The sequence below is a fragment of the Bradyrhizobium sp. Ken01 genome, assembly GCF_055807355.1.
The window spans coordinates 244,865-263,440 of record NZ_JBVVPC010000001.1; the positions used below are offsets into that span (position 1 = coordinate 244,865).

General features: G+C 64.7%; 16 protein-coding genes. 8 read left to right on the forward strand and 8 right to left on the reverse strand.

Annotation, left to right across the window (positions count from 1 at the left end):
- Positions 1 to 2: 2 nt before the first annotated feature.
- The 4 genes from AC0L3S_RS01120 to AC0L3S_RS01135 all read left to right on the forward strand — a co-directional run bounded on the left by AC0L3S_RS01120 (position 3) and on the right by AC0L3S_RS01135 (position 4,803).
- Positions 3 to 1,016 (forward strand): ABC transporter ATP-binding protein, encoded by a 1,014-nt coding sequence (locus AC0L3S_RS01120; RefSeq protein ID WP_473277810.1) that lies wholly within the window; start codon positions 3 to 5, stop codon positions 1,014 to 1,016.
- Positions 1,013 to 2,017 (forward strand): ABC transporter ATP-binding protein, encoded by a 1,005-nt coding sequence (locus tag AC0L3S_RS01125; RefSeq protein ID WP_473277811.1) that lies wholly within the window; start codon positions 1,013 to 1,015, stop codon positions 2,015 to 2,017. The genes AC0L3S_RS01120 and AC0L3S_RS01125 overlap by 4 nt, the downstream gene beginning before the upstream one ends.
- A gap of 54 nt (positions 2,018 to 2,071) precedes the next feature.
- Positions 2,072 to 3,565 carry an ABC transporter substrate-binding protein gene (locus AC0L3S_RS01130; protein ID WP_473277812.1) on the forward strand — a complete coding sequence of 498 codons (1,494 nt, stop codon included), beginning with the start codon at positions 2,072 to 2,074 and terminating at the stop codon, positions 3,563 to 3,565.
- Between the two features lie 263 nt (positions 3,566 to 3,828).
- Positions 3,829 to 4,803 carry a magnesium transporter CorA family protein gene (locus AC0L3S_RS01135; protein ID WP_473277813.1) on the forward strand — a complete coding sequence of 325 codons (975 nt, stop codon included), beginning with the start codon at positions 3,829 to 3,831 and terminating at the stop codon, positions 4,801 to 4,803.
- 39 nt (positions 4,804 to 4,842) lie between these two features.
- Here AC0L3S_RS01135 and AC0L3S_RS01140 read toward each other — a convergent pair whose 3' ends face one another.
- Both AC0L3S_RS01140 and AC0L3S_RS01145 read right to left on the reverse strand, forming a co-directional pair.
- Complete coding sequence (locus tag AC0L3S_RS01140) at positions 4,843 to 5,469, reverse strand: alpha/beta hydrolase (RefSeq protein WP_473277814.1); 627 nt, start codon at positions 5,467 to 5,469, stop codon at positions 4,843 to 4,845.
- Positions 5,466 to 6,404, reverse strand: a complete 939-nt coding sequence (locus AC0L3S_RS01145) for a ring-cleaving dioxygenase (protein ID WP_473277815.1) — start codon at positions 6,402 to 6,404, stop codon at positions 5,466 to 5,468. Before AC0L3S_RS01145 ends, AC0L3S_RS01140 begins: the two co-directional genes overlap by 4 nt.
- Positions 6,405 to 6,533: 129 nt before the next feature.
- On the opposite strand from AC0L3S_RS01145, the gene AC0L3S_RS01150 reads away from it, so the two are divergent.
- Both AC0L3S_RS01150 and AC0L3S_RS01155 read left to right on the forward strand, forming a co-directional pair.
- Entirely contained in the window at positions 6,534 to 7,463 is a 930-nt protein-coding gene (locus tag AC0L3S_RS01150; protein ID WP_473277816.1) for a LysR family transcriptional regulator, read from the forward strand.
- A gap of 174 nt (positions 7,464 to 7,637) precedes the next feature.
- Positions 7,638 to 9,206: a hypothetical protein gene (locus tag AC0L3S_RS01155; protein ID WP_473258284.1), complete on the forward strand. Its 1,569-nt coding sequence runs from the start codon at positions 7,638 to 7,640 to the stop codon at positions 9,204 to 9,206.
- Between the two features lie 79 nt (positions 9,207 to 9,285).
- Here the strand turns inward: AC0L3S_RS01155 and AC0L3S_RS01160 are convergent, their stop codons facing one another.
- The 5 genes from AC0L3S_RS01160 to cobU all read right to left on the reverse strand — a co-directional run bounded on the left by AC0L3S_RS01160 (position 9,286) and on the right by cobU (position 15,101).
- Positions 9,286 to 11,979, reverse strand: coding sequence for a hybrid sensor histidine kinase/response regulator (locus AC0L3S_RS01160; RefSeq protein WP_473277817.1), 2,694 nt, complete (start codon positions 11,977 to 11,979; stop codon positions 9,286 to 9,288).
- A complete protein-coding gene (locus AC0L3S_RS01165; RefSeq protein WP_473277818.1) occupies positions 11,976 to 13,007 on the reverse strand; it encodes an ABC transporter substrate-binding protein in 1,032 nt (343 codons plus the stop codon). The genes AC0L3S_RS01160 and AC0L3S_RS01165 overlap by 4 nt, the downstream gene beginning before the upstream one ends.
- Before the next feature lie 174 nt (positions 13,008 to 13,181).
- Positions 13,182 to 13,814: a 5,6-dimethylbenzimidazole synthase gene (gene bluB / locus AC0L3S_RS01170; RefSeq protein ID WP_473277819.1), complete on the reverse strand. Its 633-nt coding sequence runs from the start codon at positions 13,812 to 13,814 to the stop codon at positions 13,182 to 13,184.
- Positions 13,815 to 13,818: 4 nt separating this feature from the next.
- Positions 13,819 to 14,601: an adenosylcobinamide-GDP ribazoletransferase gene (cobS, locus tag AC0L3S_RS01175; RefSeq protein ID WP_473277820.1), complete on the reverse strand. Its 783-nt coding sequence runs from the start codon at positions 14,599 to 14,601 to the stop codon at positions 13,819 to 13,821.
- Positions 14,598 to 15,101, reverse strand: coding sequence for a bifunctional adenosylcobinamide kinase/adenosylcobinamide-phosphate guanylyltransferase (gene cobU, locus AC0L3S_RS01180; protein ID WP_473277821.1), 504 nt, complete (start codon positions 15,099 to 15,101; stop codon positions 14,598 to 14,600). Before cobU ends, cobS begins: the two co-directional genes overlap by 4 nt.
- A 121-nt stretch (positions 15,102 to 15,222) precedes the next feature.
- On the opposite strand from cobU, the gene cbiB reads away from it, so the two are divergent.
- Both cbiB and cobD read left to right on the forward strand, forming a co-directional pair.
- Entirely contained in the window at positions 15,223 to 16,164 is a 942-nt protein-coding gene (gene cbiB / locus AC0L3S_RS01185) for an adenosylcobinamide-phosphate synthase CbiB (protein ID WP_473277822.1), read from the forward strand.
- 11 nt (positions 16,165 to 16,175) lie between these two features.
- Positions 16,176 to 17,138 carry a threonine-phosphate decarboxylase CobD gene (gene cobD, locus AC0L3S_RS01190; protein WP_473277823.1) on the forward strand — a complete coding sequence of 321 codons (963 nt, stop codon included), beginning with the start codon at positions 16,176 to 16,178 and terminating at the stop codon, positions 17,136 to 17,138.
- On the opposite strand, the gene AC0L3S_RS01195 is transcribed toward cobD, so the two are convergent.
- On the reverse strand, positions 17,127 to 18,575 hold the full coding sequence (locus AC0L3S_RS01195; RefSeq protein ID WP_473258258.1) for a cobyric acid synthase: 1,449 nt from the start codon (positions 18,573 to 18,575) through the stop codon (positions 17,127 to 17,129). The two genes, cobD and AC0L3S_RS01195, sit on opposite strands and share 12 nt — an antisense overlap.
- Position 18,576: the final 1 nt, after the last annotated feature.

Genomic DNA, 18,576 nt, shown 5'->3' on the forward strand with positions numbered 1-18,576 from the left:
GGATGGGCGAGCGCTCGACCACGCCATTAATCGAGGTCGAAAATCTCGGCGTGCGCCTCAACACCAGCCGCGGGCCGGCACAGGCCGTGCGCGGCGTCAGCTTTGCCCTGAAGCGCGGCGAGACGCTCGGGCTCGTCGGCGAATCCGGCTGCGGCAAGTCGGTGACGGCGTTGTCGCTGATGGGGCTGCTGCCGGACAGCGCGGCCGTCACCGGCAGCATCAAGCTGGATGGCGGCGAACTCGCTGGTTTGTCGGACACGGATTATTGTCGGCTGCGCGGCAATCGCATCAGCATGATCTTCCAGGAGCCGATGACCGCGCTCAACCCGATGCACACGATCGGCCACCAGGTCGCCGAGCCGCTGCGGCGCCACAGGAAATTTTCGGCATCGCAGGCGCGGCGAGAAACGATCGCCTTGCTCGACCGCGTCGGGCTGCCCGATCCGGCGAGGCGCGTTGATGCCTATCCGCACCAGTTCTCCGGCGGCCAGCGTCAGCGCGTCACCATCGCGATGGCACTCGCCTGCGAGCCCGACCTTCTGATCGCGGACGAGCCAACCACCGCGCTCGACGTCACCATTCAGGGCCAGATCCTCGACCTCATCGCCGATCTCGTCGAAGAGCGCGGGATGTCCATGATCCTGATCTCGCACGATCTCGGCGTCATCGCCGAGAACGTGCAACGCATGATGGTGATGTACGGCGGCACGATCATCGAGAGCGGACCGACCGACGAGGTGTTCCGCCGGATGGGCCATCCCTACACGCAGGGCCTGTTCCGCGCCCGACCGAAACTCGGCGCACGCAAGGGGACGCGGCTGACGACGATATCGGGCACGGTGCCGGAACTCGCCGATCTGCCTTCCGGTTGCACCTTCGCCGATCGGTGTCCGCTCGTGATCGAGCGGTGCCGGGCTGCGCTTCCAGCGATGGTGGACGTCGGACCCGGCCACTTCGTGCGCTGCATCCGGACCGACGTTTCCATGGCCGAACGCGTCGGAGCGCTGACCGTATGAGCACGGCGCCTCTTCTCGACGTGAAGGATCTCGAGCAGCGCTACATGCTGCCGCGCGAAAGCGTGTTTCACCCGCCGGGGCATGTGCGCGCGCTCAACGGTGTCAGCGTGCGGGTCGACGCCGGCAAGAGCCTCGGCATCGTCGGCGAATCCGGCTCCGGCAAGTCGACCTTTGCGCGGGTGGTGATGGCGCTGGAGCGGCCGACATCGGGTCAGGTCGCGCTGCTCGGCCGCGACCTCAACCGCATCTCCGCGGACGAGCTGCGCCGCGCCCGCCGCGATTTCCAGATGGTGTTCCAGGATCCCTACGGATCGCTCGACCCACGCCAGACCATCGCGCGTATCGTCGCCGAGCCGCTCACCGTGCTGGAAGACGCCGACCGGAATACGTTCCGTGCCCGCGTCTCCGCGGTGCTGCGGCAGGTGGGCCTGCGCGATGCCGACATTGAGAAATATCCGCACGAATTCTCCGGCGGCCAGCGCCAGCGCATCGCCATCGCGCGCGCGCTGATCACGCAGCCGAAGTTGATCGTCGCCGACGAACCGGTCTCCGCGCTCGACGTCTCCGTGCAGGCGCAAGTCTTGAACCTGATGCAGGACCTCCAGGAACAGTTCGGCCTCAGTTACGTCCTGATCAGCCACGACCTGGCCGTCGTCGACTACCTCTGCGACGAGGTCGCGGTGATGTATCTCGGCCGTATCGTCGAGCAGGGGCAGCCGGAGGATTTGTTCGAGCGTTGCGGCCATCCCTACACGCGAGCGCTACTGGAGGCCGTGCCGCGGGTGCGCGCCGGCGGCGGCCGGCGGCGGCGCGGGGCCCAGGCGATTGCCTCGCAATCGGCGGTCGCGGCCGGGTGTCCTTATGTCTCGCGATGCGCGCTCGCCGATCAGCATTGCCGCGAGGTTCTGCCTGAGCTACGCAAGGTGGGCGAGACGCATCTGTCCGCCTGCCACAAGGCGGCGGCCGTGATGGCGTTGCCGCAATTGCCCGTGGAAGGTTAGCGTCCGCGCCGGGATTGGCGTAGGTTGGGACAACGGAAGGCCGGGGAGTTACGCATGCTCAGGAAATTATTCGTCGTCGCATGTGCCGCTGCGTTTGCTGCGGCACCGCTGCCGGTACTGGCGCAAGGCAAGAAGGACAGCGTCGTCATGGGCATGACGCTGGAGCCCCCTGGGCTCGATCCGACCAACGCCGCCGCCGCGGCGATCGCCGAGGTCACGCTCTACAACATCTACGAGACGCTGACCAAGATCAACGAAGACGGCTCGACCTCGCCATTGCTGGCGGAGAGCTGGACGGCCTCGCCCGATCTGAAGACCTATACGTTCAAGCTGCGCAAGGGCGTCAAATTTCATAACGGCGAGCCGTTCGATTCCGCCGCGGTGAAGTTCTCGTTCGAACGCAATGCTGGTGCCACCAGCACCAACAAGGACAAGAGCCTGTTCCAGAGCTTCGAGTCCGTTGCCGCGCCCGATGCCGACACGGTCGTGATCACCCTGAAAAACCCCGAGCCGAACTTCCCGTTCTTGATGGGGCAGGCAAGCGCCTCGATCGTCGAGCCGAAAAGCGCGCCAACCAATGTCACGCAGCCGGTCGGGACCGGACCTTACCAGTTCGGCGCCTGGGCCAAGGGGTCGTCGATGACCCTGAATAAATGGGCCGACTATCGCAACGCATCCGCGATCAAGCTCTCCAAGGTGACGATCCGTTTCATTTCTGATCCCGCTGCTCAGGCCGCGGCGCTGCTCTCGGGCGACGTAGACGCTTTTCCGCGCATCGCGACTCGCGTCGTTGCCCAGTTCAGGGCCGACCCGCGCTTCACGGTTCTGATCGGCGGCTCCAAGGCCAAGACCATTGTCGCCATCAATCATCGGAAGAAGCCGCTCGACGACGTCCGCGTTCGCCGCGCGATTCTCGCTGCGATCGACCGCAAGGCGATCATCGAGGGTGCCGTCGAAGGATTCGGGACGCCGATCGGCAGCTTCTACACGCCGGGATCGCTCGGCTATGTCGATACCACCGGCATCAACCCTTACGATCCCGAAAAGTCCAAGAAGCTGCTCGCCGAGGCTGGAGTCACCGCGCCGCTCGAGCTGTCGCTGAAGCTGCCGCCGCCGCCCTATGCGCGGCAAGGCGGCGAGATTGTCGCGGCCCAGCTCGCCAAGGTCGGCATCGTCGCCAAGATCGAGAACGTGGAATGGGCGCAATGGCTCTCGCAGGTGTTCGCCGGCAATGGCCCGCATAATTTCGACCTCACCATCGTCAGCCACGTCGAGCCATTCGACCTCGTCAAGGTCACCGAGCCCGACTATTACCTCGGCTACAACAACGAGGCTTTCAACGCACTGTACAAGCAGATCGTGTCAACGCCGGACGACACGGCGCGTGCCAGGCTTCTCGGCGACGCCCAGCGTATGCTGGCAACCGACGCAGCCTCCGCCTACCTGTTCCAGCCGCAATGGCCCACCGTCGTCAGCAAGAAGCTGAAAGGCGTCTGGAAGGAAGTCCCGCAGTTCGAGAATGATTTCTCGACATGGGGGTGGGAGTAGGGTCGCGCAGGTCGATTGCGCGATTTCGGTGACGATCTCTGTCGGGGGAGCATCGGGCCGGCGCAATCATCACGTGCGCGCAAGTCGTTGAAATAACTGCCCCCGGCTACTGTGCATGGGGTTGTTTTTGAGGTCTTTGTTTGGACCGGTCTCGTGACGATCTCTTCAATTGGGAGAGAACGTTCGGAACCCTCACGCGTTAGCTCGGCGCAGGATGGCCGCAGGCCGTGCGATCCGGCGCGAGGGTATGCGGAGTTCGGTTCTTGCTCAAACTGTACAGGTGGCCATCCGACGACTGGCAGAAGATCGGCGCGCAGATGCCGTCCGAGATCATCTGGGCTGATCTCGTGGACGCGACCGCGGACGAAAAGCAGTTCGTCGAACGATTGCTCGGGATACGCGTCCCGTCCGAGGATTCGCTCAGCGAGATCGAAGCGTCGAGCCGCCTGATCCTCGACAACGGCACGCTCTATCTCAGCTCGCCGGCGGTCCGGCTCAACGAGAACAACGAGGCCGAGATCACGCCGGTGGGATTCGTCATCGGCCCGCGCGTGCTGGTGACGGTGCGCTTTGCGCAACTGCCGATCTTCGAGGACATCGGCAAGCGTATCGGTTCCGATGACAGTCTGGAGAACGGCATGTGCGTGTTCACCAGCCTGGTCGAGGCCATGGTCGACCGCGGGGCCGATGTTCTTGAGCATCTCGGGGCGAAGGTCGACAGGCTCTCGCGCGGCGTCTTCAAAGGCGGGCTCGTTCGCACCAAGCGGCCGGTCCGCTCCAGCCGGCGGATGCGCGAGGCGCTGGAGAACATCGGGGAGCTGGCCGATCGGCTGGCCAAGGCGCGCGATGTCCTGCTTGGCGTCGGCCGCGTCGCCTCGTTTGCCGGCGATGTCGGGAGCGAGTGGATCACGCCCGCGTCGAAGAAGCGCCTCGAAGCCGTCTCCAAGGATGTCGCTTCGCTCGGCGACTACGAGACGCGATTGTCGGACAAGATCCAGCTTCTGCTCGATGCCGTGCTCGGCTTCATCAACATCCAGCAGAACGAGCTTTTCAAGATCCTGACGATCGTCTCGGTCGTCGGCGTGCCGCCCACGATCATGGTCGGCATCTGGGGCATGAACTTCAAGCACATGCCGGAGCTGGACTGGACGTTCGGCTATCCGCTGGCGTGGCTCGCCATCATTGCAAGCGGCGTGCTGCCGCTGATCTGGTTCAAGCGGCGCGGCTGGTTCGAGTGAAGCCGCGGCGCACCGACAACGATGCGCCGCTCTTCGGGATCAGACGACTTCGGCGGCGAATGTGCCGATCCAGTCGCGGGCGAGCGCCACATCGGCTTGCGATAATTGATGGCCCGCCGGCAGAACCTTGTGTTCGACCCGCGCTCCGGCTTCCGACAACAGCGAAGCAAGCTTCGCGGAATTGTTCGCTGGAACGATCGGATCAGCCTGCCCTGACAGAAGCAGGACGGGCTTGCCGCCGAGCTCAGCCTTCGGCGGATCCGACAGCGGCACCATCGCGCGGAGCAGGATCGCGCCTGCCAGCACGTTCGGCTCCAGCAGCAACAGTGCGGCTGCGATGTTGGCTCCGTTGGAGAAGCCGACCGCGACCGGCGCGGCGACGCCGTAGCGCTGCCGTGCCTCCGCGACGAAGCCGCCGAGTTCGTGCGCGCGGCGGCGCACGTCGTCCTCGTCGAACACGCCCTCGGCCAAGCGGCGGAAGAAACGCGGCATGCCGTGCTCGAGCACGCGGCCGCGCGGCGAGAGCATAGCCGAGCCAGGCGAGATCATCCTGCCAAGTCCGAGCAGGTCGTTCTCGTCGCCGCCGGTGCCGTGCAGTAGCAGGAGAGGAGGGGAGCCCGCGCCGGTCGCGGGCTCGAAACGATGGACGAATGAACTCTCGGTCATGACACGCTCTCTGCCAAATTCGGCAACACAGCCTCGATCTGCTTGCGCTGCGCTTCGAGGAAGCCAGGCAGCTTGAGGTCGCGTCCCAGCGTCGCAACGGGCTCGTCGACGGCGAAGCCGGGGATATCGGTCGCGATCTCGAACAGCACACCGCCGGGCTCGCGGAAGTAGATCGAGCGGAAGTAGTTGCGGTCCCTCTGCTCGGTCGGGTGCAGGCCGTGATTGCTCACGAGCTTTTGCGCCATCTTGCCCTGCTCGGCGTCGTCGACCGCGCGGAAGGCGATGTGATGCACGGAGCCGCCACCTTGGTGCCCGCGCAAAAAGCCCTTGGCTTCGTAGATGTCGACCACGCTGCCTTCGACATCGCCGGACGCCTTGAAGCGGATCACGGAGCCTTCGCGCGCCGTCTCCTTGAAGCCGAACACGTCGGTGAGGACGGCAGCCGTCTTCGCCGCGCTGTCGAGCAGCAAGGTCACGCCGTGGAAGCCGCGGATCGCATGTTCGGCGGGAACGTCGCCATTGCTCCAGCCGGGCTCGCTGTCGGCGCCGGGGACACCGACGAGCGCGAGCGCCATGCCATCAGGGTCTGTGAACGGCAGCACGGACTCGCCAAAGCGCTTCTCCAGCGCCTCGTAAGCGATGCCCTTCTCGACGAAGCGCTGCGTCCAATAGCCGAGCGAGCCTTGCGGCACGCGGAAGGCGGTCTGGTGCGTTTCACCGACGCCGCGGCGCCCGGCCGGCACGCCAGCCCAGGGAAAAAAGGTCAGGATGGTGCCGGGGCGGCCGGTCTCGTCCCCATAATAGAAGTGATAGGTGCCGGGATCGTCGAAATTGACCGTCTTCTTGACGAAGCGCAGGCCGAGATCCCGGGTGTAGAAGCCGAAATTCCTGATGGGGTCGCCCGCAATCGCGGTGACGTGGTGCAGTCCAGACATTGTCGTCCTCCAAAGCTCGCGGAGCGGTCTTGCTCTGACCGGAAATATCGTTCTGCTTTGGATTGGAGACAATCCATGCAAATATGACGTCTATGTCTACGATTTGGAAACAATCGCCGGCGCCAGTCCATGGATAAGGTCGCCAGCCTCCGGGCCTTCGTAAAGGTGGTCGAAAGCGGCAGTTTTGCCGAGGCGGGCCGGCAGTTGCGGCTTTCACGCTCGGCGATCAGCAAATACATCGCCGACCTCGAAGAAAGCCTCGGCGTGCAGCTCCTGAACCGGACCACGCGCCATGCGAGCCCGACCGAGAACGGCCAGCGCTATTTCGAGCGCGCGGTTGTGATCCTGTCGGAGATCGAGGCGGCCGACCAGGCCGTGGCGCAAGCCCAGTCGGCGCCGCGCGGCCTGTTGCGCGTGAACGCGCCGATGTCGTTCGGCACCCTGCGGCTCGGGCCGGTGCTTGCCGATTTCATGGCGCGATATCCGGAGCTGCAGCTCCAGATCGTGCTCAGCGACGACCTGCTCGATCCCGTCCAGGACGGTTTTGACGTGACCTTGCGCATCGCGGAATTGGAATCGTCGAGTTTGATCGCGCGAAAAGTCACGCCGGTCGCGCGCATGATCTGCGCTTCACCCGATTATCTCGCACGTCACGGTACGCCAAAACATCCGCAGGATCTGCGCGGGCACGCCTCGCTGACCTACGGCTTCCTGCTTACGGGCAATCAGTGGAAGCTCACTGGCACCGACGGCGATCACTGGATCCAGCCGGCATGGTCGCTCTGCGTCAACAATGCCGAAGTGCTGCGTGATGTCGCGGTCAAGGGCAGGGGGCTCGCGCTGCTCCCGGAGTTCATCGCCGCCGATTCCTTGAGGAAGGGCGAGCTGCGAACTGTGCTGGACGATTATTCCGCGCCGCCGCTTGCGCTCTATGCGGTCTATCCGCCGACCCGACATCTCTCGGTGAAGGTGCGGCTGTTCATTGATTTCCTGGTTGAGCGTTTTGGCTGTGAGGGCGACGAAGCCGGCGGGAGCAGACATACAGAGGCCAAGCTATAGATCCATGGATCTGCCGGCAGGAGGGCTTGCGAGAGTCCGTCCGAGACCAAACGTCGCGAGCATTGTGAGCTGGTTCACAACCGCTCGTCAGTGTTTCTGGCAATGTAACGCGTAGTGCGGCTGTGCGAATGGATTCAGCCGATTGCAGATGCCTTATTGTTTTGGAGGCACGCTATGATCGATCAATTTTTCACAGCAATCCACCTCGACGCGGCGCACCTTGTGGCGGGAGTGTTGACGGCCTTTTACGCCGCACATCGTTTTGCCACGCCTAGGACGCTCAGGTCAGAGACAACCCGCTTTCAGTATTACAGCAGTTACGTGACGTATATCATTTCGTGCATCGGGCTTCTGATGTTCTTGAGCTGGACCCTTGCCCACAAGCCAGAATTGCTTGGTCTCCTGTACTCGCCAAGCCCCATTCCTGAAGGATTGAAGAGCCTTGATGCGCCACTTGTGGCCGCGCTTATCCTAACGACGTTGCTGCCATCGGTTCCTGTTCTGCGGGACGTTGACGGTGCCATGCTGCGTTTTTTTCACCGTATGGGCGCGATCCCGCTTGGAGCTGTTCGTTGGGCGCAGCGGATCAACATGACGCAGCTTACGATTTCTGAAAGATTGGTCGCAGACACTAAGTTTTATATCGCCAACAGCACGCTTCTGCCTGACTCTCTAGCCGCGCAGCTGCAGCCCGATTTCACCTTGGACAGCGTGCGCTTTCGGTTCACGCGATGTCTGGCGCTCTACGTTGCCTTGAGCAATCTGCCCGGTTGGACTGCTTATTCCGCCGACTTTCCCGAAGAGCGAGCCACTTTCGAGAAGAAGATGAGCAGCTTCTTCGCTCAGTCCGTGGCGTTTTTCACTCTCACAAGTCAGATCGCTCAGCGTCAGCTTGAGCCGGCGGCGGAGCCGGTTGACCAGTTTCGTTCTTATGCACTCGAAGCCTACGAGGACATTCGGTTGATGCTTGCCAGAGTGCTCCTGTACAGTTGCAATAGCGACAGCGAAGTCGCTCACCAGTTTGCAAGGATTGGCTTTTCCATTCAACGGCCGTCTCTGATCCGCCTGCCGTTAAATCTGCTGAGCTTGGACTTCGCCGGGGTTGTCGCGCTGTTCGTCATAGTGACGATTTCCCTGGCCGGCGGCGATTTGGGCAGGGCATTAGGCATCGGGATGCTTGTGGCGGTCAATCAGTCAATCGCGGCGGTGTGTGCCCTCGCACCGAAGCAGTTGTGGAATTTTGCAGATTATCGTTGCGTCAGGGAAAGGCCTACTCTGTCTTATCTGATCTCTGGCGCATGTACCCTCACGATAACGCTGCCGATTTCGTTTTGCTTCTATCTGCTTCGGGCGCATTTTCCAGTAGATGCCGTTCATCCGATCCTGCCGTTCGTGGCCCAGGCCAAATGGCTGCTGCTCCCCACCGTGCTTTCAATAGCATTGGCTTTTGCGTGTGACGATACAATCGAAGCGGATCACGAACCGTGGTGGCTCAGGTGGGCGGAGAGCGCCGGGCTGGCTGTACTCATGGGCTTTTCGGGCTTTCTCGTGATGCGCTGGTTGAGCGTGAACCAGCCGACAGTACAGCACCTGCTGTTGATACCGTGCCTGCTCAGCGCCTCAATCGGTGCGCTCTTTGGGGTCACGATTCCGTACTGGTATCGAAAAACCATGAGAGGGGGAGAGTTGGAGGCGACAAAGCCGGTGCAGTCGAGTGCGGAAAAGGTCGCCCCGGCAGTCTGATGTAAGGCGCCTGCCTTGATCTGGACTGATAAGGCTCACCAGATTTTTCTTCGGGCCCAAAATAAGAACTCGAGCGCATCTAGCTGATCGTACGCTGCTCCGCCGGACGAAGCAGATCGTCCAGCGCGCTCATCGAGGCCTCTCGAAGCGCAGCGAGCTCACGGGCGGCGCCCTGGCATTCGGGCGAGGTCATCGTGAGTGCCGCCAGCTCGACCTCACGGCAAAATTCAAACAGGCGGACCAGGCCGAGCGCGCTCGCGCCGCTGCCGAGCTGGTGTGCGGATCGCGCGAGCTGCGTGGGATCGCCAATCACTGCTGCCTTGGCGATGTCCTCGACCAGCTTTGCACTGGTCTGTTCCAGCAGGTGGTGGAGTTTTGCGATCTGCGCCGCGCCCAGCAGCTCCTTCTGGTCGTCAAGGAAATGCCGGTCGATCAATGCGCCTGCGGCGAGTTGCGGCACGGCTGGCTGGTTCTGGGCATCGTCCTCGATCGCCTCGCGCAGCGCATTGATCAGGATCGGCTTGCTGACGATCCTGGCAATGCCCGCGCCCGCGAGCCGCTCGCGGGCGCGGCGCGACATGTCGGCGGTTACCGCGATGATGCGCGGCATGGTCGGCAGACCGAGCTTGCCGATTCGCGATGCCGCCTCGACTCCGTCCATGTCGGGCATGTGCAGATCCATCAGGATGATGTCGAACGCCTGATCGCGGGCGAGCGCGATGGCCAACGCGCCGTTCGTGGCGATGGTCGCGTGGTGGCCGAGCCTCTTCAACATCGCTTCGCCGACCTCGCAATTGACGGGGTCGTCGTCGACCAGCAGCACGCGAAGCTGCCGCGATGGCGGCTGAACCGCGCCTTGCGCGATGTCGGTCGTGGCGAGACCAAGCGGTACCTCAAGCATGAACGAGCTGCCCGTGCCCGGCGCGCTCGCCACCGTCAGCTCGCCGCGCATCAGGCGGGTGAGGCGCCGCGCGATCGCCAGTCCAAGGCCGGTGCCGCCGAACCGCCGCGCGATGCTGTCGTCGGCCTGGACGAAATCCTCGAAAATCCGCTCGTGCATGTCGGGCGCGATGCCGATGCCGGTATCGCGAACGGTGATGCGCAGCAGCACATGATCGTCATGTCCCTCGGCGGCCGCACTCAAACCGATGCCGCCGCGCGGGGTGAACTTGATCGCGTTGCCGATCAGATTGAGCAGAATGCGATTGAGCCGCACCGGATCGCCGTGCACGGAGGTGTTGACCGTCGCATCGCAGGCGAGATCGAAGGAGAGGCCCTTGCGAGAGGCCTGCGGACGCATCAGATCGGCCGCCGTCTCGATGAGCTGGTCGAGGCGGAAATCGCGGGTCTCCAGAGTCTCGGCGCTGGCCTCCAGGCGCGCATATTCGAGGATGCCGTCGACCAGCGCGATCAGCGTTTCGCCCGACGCGGCCGCGGTCGTGAGGTGACGCCGCTGCGCCTCGCCGAGGCTGCCATCGTCGAGCAGTTGCAGCACGCCCATGACGCCGTTCAGCGGCGTGCGCAGCTCGTGGCTGACGACCGCGAGAAAGCGCGATTTGGTCTCGTTGGCCGCCACCGCCGCGCTACGCGCGCGCTCGGCGGCATCGTGCTCGGCAAGGGCCTGGTCGCGGGTCTTTTCCAGTTCGGAGGTGCGCTCAATCACCTTGCGCTCGAGCGTCGCATAGGATTCGCGCAAGTGAGCGGCCATCCGGTTGAATTGATCGCCGAGCGCCTCCAGCTCGTCACCGGTCTTGATCGCGAGCCGCAGGCCGAGGTCGCCGCTGCCGATCCGCCGCGCACCCTGCGTCAGGATCTGGATCGGCACGGTCATGCGCCGGCTCAGAAAGAGGGAGACCAACACCGCACATGCCAGCAGGATGACCAGGAGAAAAGTCGAGCGTCCGATCGACGCATAGATCGGTGCATAGGCTTCGGTGAGCGGGAGCTCGACGAACACCAGCCAGCCCAGCGAGGGGACCGTCGCGTAGGTCGACAGCACGCGTTGACCGGACAGATCCTCCTTGACCAGGCCGCCCGAGGGCGGCCCGACGCCATCGAGCGCGGCGCGGACGTCGGCATGGCCGGAGAGATCGCTGCGGCGCAATGCCGGCCACAGATCGGGATGCGCGATCAACAGCCCCATCCGATCGACCACATAGGCCTTGCCGGTGTTGCCGACCCTGATCCCGGCGACGAGGTCCCAGATGAAGCGAAGATTGACTTCGGCGACAATCACATCGGGCGTGAGGCCGGTCCCGCGCGTGGCGAGCGTCATGAACGGCTCGGTGTCGCCGAGGAAGTAGACCGGCCCGTAATAGGCGCGGCTTTCATTCGCGCCGCGGAAGGCCTGCGAAGCGGAGAGGTCGGCCTTGCTGCCGATCCTGTCCGCGACACGGCGCGACACGCGCACCTGCTCGCGGCCTTGGGCGTCGAGCTCGGCGATTTCCGCAATCGCAGGCGAGAGGCGCAGGAGGCGGATGGCGTTCAGGCGCTGGTCCTCGTTCGTGGACAGTTCCGGGGGCAGGCGCGAGAGCCATCTGATCTGGTTTTCGATCTGGCCGATGAACTGGCCGATCTGGATGGCGGCGCTTGCGGCCTGCTCGCGCTGGGTCGCCGCCAGGAGCTGCTTCTGCTCGCGATAGGAGAACCAGACGTCGAAGCCGGTGTTGATGGCGAGCGCGGCAAAAGCGAGCGCGACGATCGAGTAGAGGTATTTGCGGAACAGCCGGCCGGGAGGTGGCCGCAAATCTCCCTGGTCGATCGTCTCGTTCACTCGCGGATCTCGTCGGCGCGCGCGAGCAGCGTGAATGGTATCGTCAGATCCAGCGTGCGGGCGACCGTGCGGTTGATCAGGAGTTCGTATTTTCGCGGCGATTGCACCGGCAGATCGCCGGCCTTGGTGCCGCGCAGGATGAGATCGACATAGTCAGCCGAGCGCACTTCGAGCGTCGGCCCGTAGCTCATCAGGCCGCCCGCATCCATGAAATAATGGAACGGGTAAATCGTGGGCACGCGATATTTCGCGGTTGCCGCGATGATCGCCTGCCGGTTGACCACCAGAAAGCTGTCGACGAGCGCGATCATCGCCGCCTTGGGCGGTTCGGTAAAGCGCCTGACGGCTTCGTCGATCTCCGTCGGCGCGCTCACGGGGGCGGGGACCACGGACACGCCGGACAGGGCTGCCTCTTGCTCGATGGAATCGAGGAAGAAGCGGCCGCCGCGAGGTGTGGTCGCCGGGTTGAACAGGATGCCGACACGCGCAAGATCCGGCACGGCCTCCCGGATGAGCTGAAGCCATTTGCCGCCCATCTCGGCCGTGCTGTTGGTGAAGCCGGTCACGTTGCCGCCCGGATGGGCCAGGCTTTCGACGAAGCCGTTGCCGACGGGATCGTTCGCGGTCGCGAACACGATCGGGATGGTTTTGGTGGCTTCCAGGACGGCCGCGGTTTCGACCGTCGAGCCGGTCAGGATCACATCCGGATTGAGCGCCAGCAATTCCTGCACCGCGGTCTTCAGCCTATCCGGTGCGCCGAAGGTCGAACGGAGCTCGAAGCGGAAATTGACGCCTTCGACCCAGCCTCGCTGCCTCAAGCCCACGATGAGGCCGCCCAGGCGAGAGGTAGGGCTGTCGATCATGCTTCTTCTGGTCAATTCGTCGTCGAGCCGCAATGCGGTCAGCGATGCGACGATGCGCATGCGATCAGATGTTGCGCCGAGCGCCAGCCAGCCCGCAGCGGTCGTGCCCGCAAGCCGAATGAACCCGCGGCGATCCACCGCGAGAGCGGAAGGCCGTTCGGTCATGGATGTCTTTGCATGATGGTTTGCCCCAACCCGATGCTTAGCGCGAACAGCCGGCGTCCACAATTGATGAAAAAATGCGCTTGTGACTGTTCATTCGCACGTTTGGCAGCCCGATACCGTATTCCCTACGCCGGCAGCCGCACGCAATGACGACGGATTTCCGACGTCGCCTGATTAACGCCGCAGGGTGAATTCCGCTGCGCCGCGCCGCTGCTCCCACTTCGCCTGTTCCAGCTCGGGCCGGTCGCATTCGATTTCCGGATAGCCGATGCAGAGATAGGCGATGAATTTCCAGGTATCGGGCACGTCGAGAACGGCGTGGATGCGATCCGGATGGAGGATCGAGACCCAGCCAAGCCCGATGCCCTCGGCGCGCGCGGCGAGCCACATCGCGGTGATCGCCGCGACCACGGAATATTCCGTCGTCTCCGGCATCGTCGCGCGGCCGAGGCCGTGACCGGTGTCGCTGGCCTTGTCCGCGAACACGGCGAGGTGGCCGGGGGCCTGTTCGAGACCCGAGAGTTTCAGCGTGGCGTAGCGCGCTGCGCGCTCACCGGCATAGGCATTCAGCGCGTCGGCGTTGCACGCTTTGAAGTCGTCGATCACGGCGCGACGCCGTGCGACGTCGTCGACGATGACGAAGCGCCAGGGCTGGCTGAGGCCGACCGAAGGCGAGAGGCAGGCCGTCTCGATCAGGCGATCGATGGCGCCGTCAGGCAGCGGATCGGCGCGAAAGCGGCGCACGTCGCGGCGCCACACGAACAGCTCGCGCAAGTGCTGGCGGAAGGTGTCGTCGAATTCGACCATCGCGTCACCCTCCGATCTGGAAAGCTGCGGCAACCAGCAGGATCAGAATCTCGCCAGTCTGCTCAAATGCGCCGAGGATGTCGCCGGTCTGCCCGCCAATCTGGCGGATGGCAAGTCGCGCCAGCATCAGGCCGGCGAGGGAGAGCAGGAACAGGCTCACTAGCGCCTTGCCGGGCCCAAGCGCGAGCGTGAGCGCGAGGATTCCAACAGCGAATGCGATCGCAACACTGCGGCCCGGCGGTGATCCGGCGCTCGCCGACAAGCCGTCAGGTCGCGCAGGCGCTACCTGTGACATGAAGGCCGGCAAGCCCGCGCGGGCCGCAGTATGCGCAGCGCACAGCGCGAGCGCGACCATCCACGGATTGGCGATCACCGCGAGCGCGCTCCAGCGCAGGCCGAACGACAGGATCAGCGCGCAGACGCCATAGGTGCCGATCCGGCTGTCGCGCATGATCTCGAGCTTGCGCTCGCGGGTGCGGCCGCCGCCGAGCCCGTCGGCGGTATCGGCAAGGCCGTCCTCGTGCAGCGCGCCGGTGACGAGGGCGGTCGCGGCCAACGCGAGCAGGGCGGCGAGGCTCGGTGTCAGACCGAACCGGCTCGCGAGCTTGTAGACCAAGGCGCCGGCAAGGCCGACCAGCAGTCCCGCGACGGGCAGCGCCCAGGTCGCGCGCGCGACGGTGCCGTCAGCTGCGGGCTTCGAAGGAGCGACCGGGAGGATCGTCATGAACGATGCCGCCATCCTGAGATCGGCGATGACGTCGGGCAAGAATTGGTCGCGCGGCATCATTTCAGTTTCATCGGTAGGCCGGTGACGATGAATTCGACCTCGTCGGCGACATCAGCGATGATCTGGTTCATGATCCCGGCGGCGTCGCGAAAGCTGCGCGCCAGCGCGTTGTCGGGCACGATGCCGAGGCCGACTTCATTGGTGACGAGAACGACGGGGCTTTTCAAGCGGGGCAGGGCGCCGGCAAACTCGCTCACCTCTCGTTCCCAATCGCGCTCCGCATGCATGAGGTTGGAGAGCCACAACGTCAGGCAATCGACGAGCCGCGCGCCGCCGCCGTCGGTTGCGACCAGCGCGGGGACGAGATCGAGCGGCACTTCGCGTTCGATCCAGTCGGTTCCGCGGCGCGCGCGATGCCTCGCGATGCGCGCCTCCATTTCGGCATCGAGAGCCTCGGCCGTCGCGACATAGACCGGCTGCCCGGGAAAGGCGCGCGTGCGCATTTCCGCGCGCTTGCTCTTGCCCGATCGCGCTCCGCCCGTGATCAAGATGACGGTCATAAAGGTCTCCTGTGGGCCTGACTAATCACCAAACGCGACCAAAAACAAAGCCGAAATCCGCCAATCGGGGACTTGCGCTCTGGTCGTGGTTTGCGCAACAGGGGCGGGACAGGAGGCGGCTGTGGGTTTTGCGGGTGCGATGGCGGTGGCGATGGCGGTGGATGCCCTGTTGGGCTGGCCGTCGTGGTTGTTCGCGCACATCGGCCATCCCGTCACGTGGCTGGGCCGGCTGATCTCTGCCATCGATAACGCCTGGAATCGACCGTCCGATCCGCCGGCATTTCGCCGCGCCGCTGGTCTTGCCGGAGCGCTCGCGGTGATCGCGCTCTCCGTCGCCCTCGGCTGGGCAGTTCAATCCTTGCTTCCCTTAGGCTGGATCCAGATCGTGCTGGTCGGCGTCCTCGGCTGGCCGTTGGTTGCGCTGCGCTCGTTGCACGACCACGTTGCTGCCGTCGCAAACCCGATGCGGGCCGGTGACATCGCCGCCGCACGCGACGCGGTCTCGCGCATCGTTGGCCGCGATCCCCTGACGCTCGACGAGGCCGGGATCGCGCGTGCAGCGATCGAGAGCCTCGCCGAGAATGCCTCCGACGGCATCGTCGCACCGGTGTTCTGGGGCGCGCTGTTCGGCTTGCCCGGCATTTTGGGCTACAAGGCGATCAACACGCTGGACTCCATGATCGGCCATCGCAGCGAACGGCACGAAGCCTTCGGCTGGGCAGCGGCGCGCATCGACGATGTCGCCAATGTCATTCCGGCGCGGCTGACCGGATGTCTGTTCGTGCTGCTGGCGCCACGGCGATCGGAGGCGCTGTCGTGCATGATGCGCGATGCACGCCGACATCGATCGCCCAATGCCGGCTGGCCGGAAGCAGCGATGGCGGGTGCGCTTGATGTGCGGCTCAGCGGTCCACGGATTTATCACGGCAGCACCACAATCGAGCCATGGCTGAATGAGGGTGCGCGCGATCCGCTTGCTGCCGATATCGATCGGGGATTGACGGTTTACCGCCGCGCCATGCTGCTGCTCGCCGGTGTCCTTGCGATCCTGGCCTTCGCGTGAAAGAACAGCGCATGCGCGAGCACGGTGGAAATCTCGATCAGGCCCAGCAGCGTTTCGGCGGTCGCGCGGAGGATTGGATCGATCTGTCGACCGGGATCAACCGCCTGCCTTATCCCGTGGGCGAGGTGAGCGCGCGCGCGTGGAGCGCGTTGCCGTCCCGCGGCGAAATCGAGGCGCTGCATCAGGCGGCGCGGCACGCTTATCGCACGAGCGCGGCGGTTGTCGCGCTCGGCGGCGCACAGGCCGCGATTCAACTGCTGCCGCAACTCGCGCTGCCCGGCCGCGCGCGCATCCTCGCGCCGACCTACAACGAATATGCCGGGGTCCTCTCGGCTGCGGGCTGGGAGGTCCAGGAGGTCGGGGAACTCGACGCGCTGGTGGGCGCCGACCTCGCCATTGTTGTCAATCCCAACAATCCCGACGGCCGATGTCATACGCCAAAGGATTTGCTGGCGGTGCTGCCGCGCGTCGGCCGTCTCGTCGTCGACGAGAGTTTTGCCGATGCGGCCCCGCAGCTATCGCTTGCATCCGAGGATCGGCCGGGGCTGTTGATTCTGCGCTCCTTCGGAAAGTTTTACGGCCTTGCCGGCCTGCGGCTCGGTTTCGCGCTCGGCAATTCGTCCGACATCAGCAGGATCGCGGCGATATTGGGGCCTTGGCCGGTCTCGGGAGCGGCGATCGCGATCGGCTGCCGAGCTCTGCGTGATGATACCTGGGCCGAGGCCACGTCCGCGCGGCTCGCGCGGGACTGCGTTCGTCTCGATGGCATGGTGCGGTCGCAAGGCTGGACGCTCGTTGGCGGGACGCAGCTGTTTCGTCTCTACGGGACGCCTGGCGCGCTTCCCGCGCAGGAGAAGCTGGCGCGTCGCCATATCTGGTCGCGCGTGTTCGCGCGAGAGCCGAATTGGCTGCGCCTCGGGCTTCCGGGCGGCGAATCCGAATGGTCGCGCCTGGCCGAGGCTCTAGCGCGCTAGCGCGAGCAGGCCGTCGACGTCGAGATGAGCTTCGATGTGATTGGCGAGGGCATCGAGCGCGCTTTCGACCCTGGCGTGATAGGGCACGTCGCCGGCAGGAATGTCGAGCTTCGCCAAAAACGCCTTGCGGAAATCATCCGACGTGAACAGGCCGTGCAGATAGCTGCCTTGCACGCGTCCGTCGCGCGAGATCGCGCCTTCCGGTTCGCCATTCAGCCTTGCGAATGGCCGCGCGCGATCCGGCCCATCGGTGCGCCCGATGTGGATTTCATAAGCCTCGATCGGCTGATCCGTCGCGGCATGCACGGCCGCGACACGCGTCAGCGTCTTCTCCGGGCTCATCACCGTCGCGACATCCAGAAGCCCGAGACCCGCTGTGTCGCCCGCGGGGCCCTCGATCCCATCGGGATCCGTGACGCTGCGTCCGAGCATCTGATATCCGCCGCAGAGGCCGAGCACATGGCCGCCTCTGCGGTGATGCGCCAGGAGATCGATGTCCCAGCCCTGGGCGCGCAGGAAGGCGAGGTCGCCGCGGGTGGATTTCGAACCGGGAATGATGACGAGGCGCACGTCGCCGGCGATGGCTTCGCCCGGCCGCACCATCACGAGATCGACGCCAGGCTCGAGCTTGAGCGGATCGAGATCGTCGAAATTGGCGATCCGCGACAGCGCGAGACAGGCGATCTTGCATTGGCCCGGCTTGCGCGCATCGCTCAGGCCCAGCGCATCCTCGGCCGGCAGCTCGCCGGCGCGCGCGAACCAGGGCAGCACGCCGAAGCCGCGCCATGCGGTCTTTTGTTCGATCAGCCTGTAGCCGTCGTCGAACAGCGTGGGATCGCCGCGGAACTTGTTGATGACAAATCCCTGGATCATCGCGGCGTCATCCGGGTCGATCACCGTCTTGATGCCGACGAGTTGCGCGATGACTCCGCCGCGGTCGATGTCGCCGACCAGCACGACCGGCACATCGGCCTTGCGCGCAAAGCCCATATTGGCGATGTCGGCCTTGCGCAGGTTCACCTCGGCCGGGCTGCCGGCGCCCTCCACCAGCACGAGATCTGCGCGCGCCTTCAGCCGCTCGAAGCTCTCCAGCACGGCGCCCATCAATGACGGTTTCATCGCCGCATATTCACGCGCACGCGCGGTCGCGATGCGTTTTCCCTGCACGATCACCTGCGCGCCGACATCCGTCTCGGGCTTGAGCAGCACCGGATTCATGTCGGTGTGCGGCTCGACCCGAGCAGCCAGTGCCTGGAGTGCCTGGGCGCGGCCGATCTCGCCGCCGTCGATGGTGACGGCCGCATTGTTCGACATGTTCTGCGGCTTGAACGGGAGCACGCGCAGGCCGCGTCGCACAAAGGCGCGCGCGAGGCCGGCGACGATGAGCGACTTGCCCACGTCCGAGCCGGCCCCCTGGATCATCAATGCGCGCGCCATC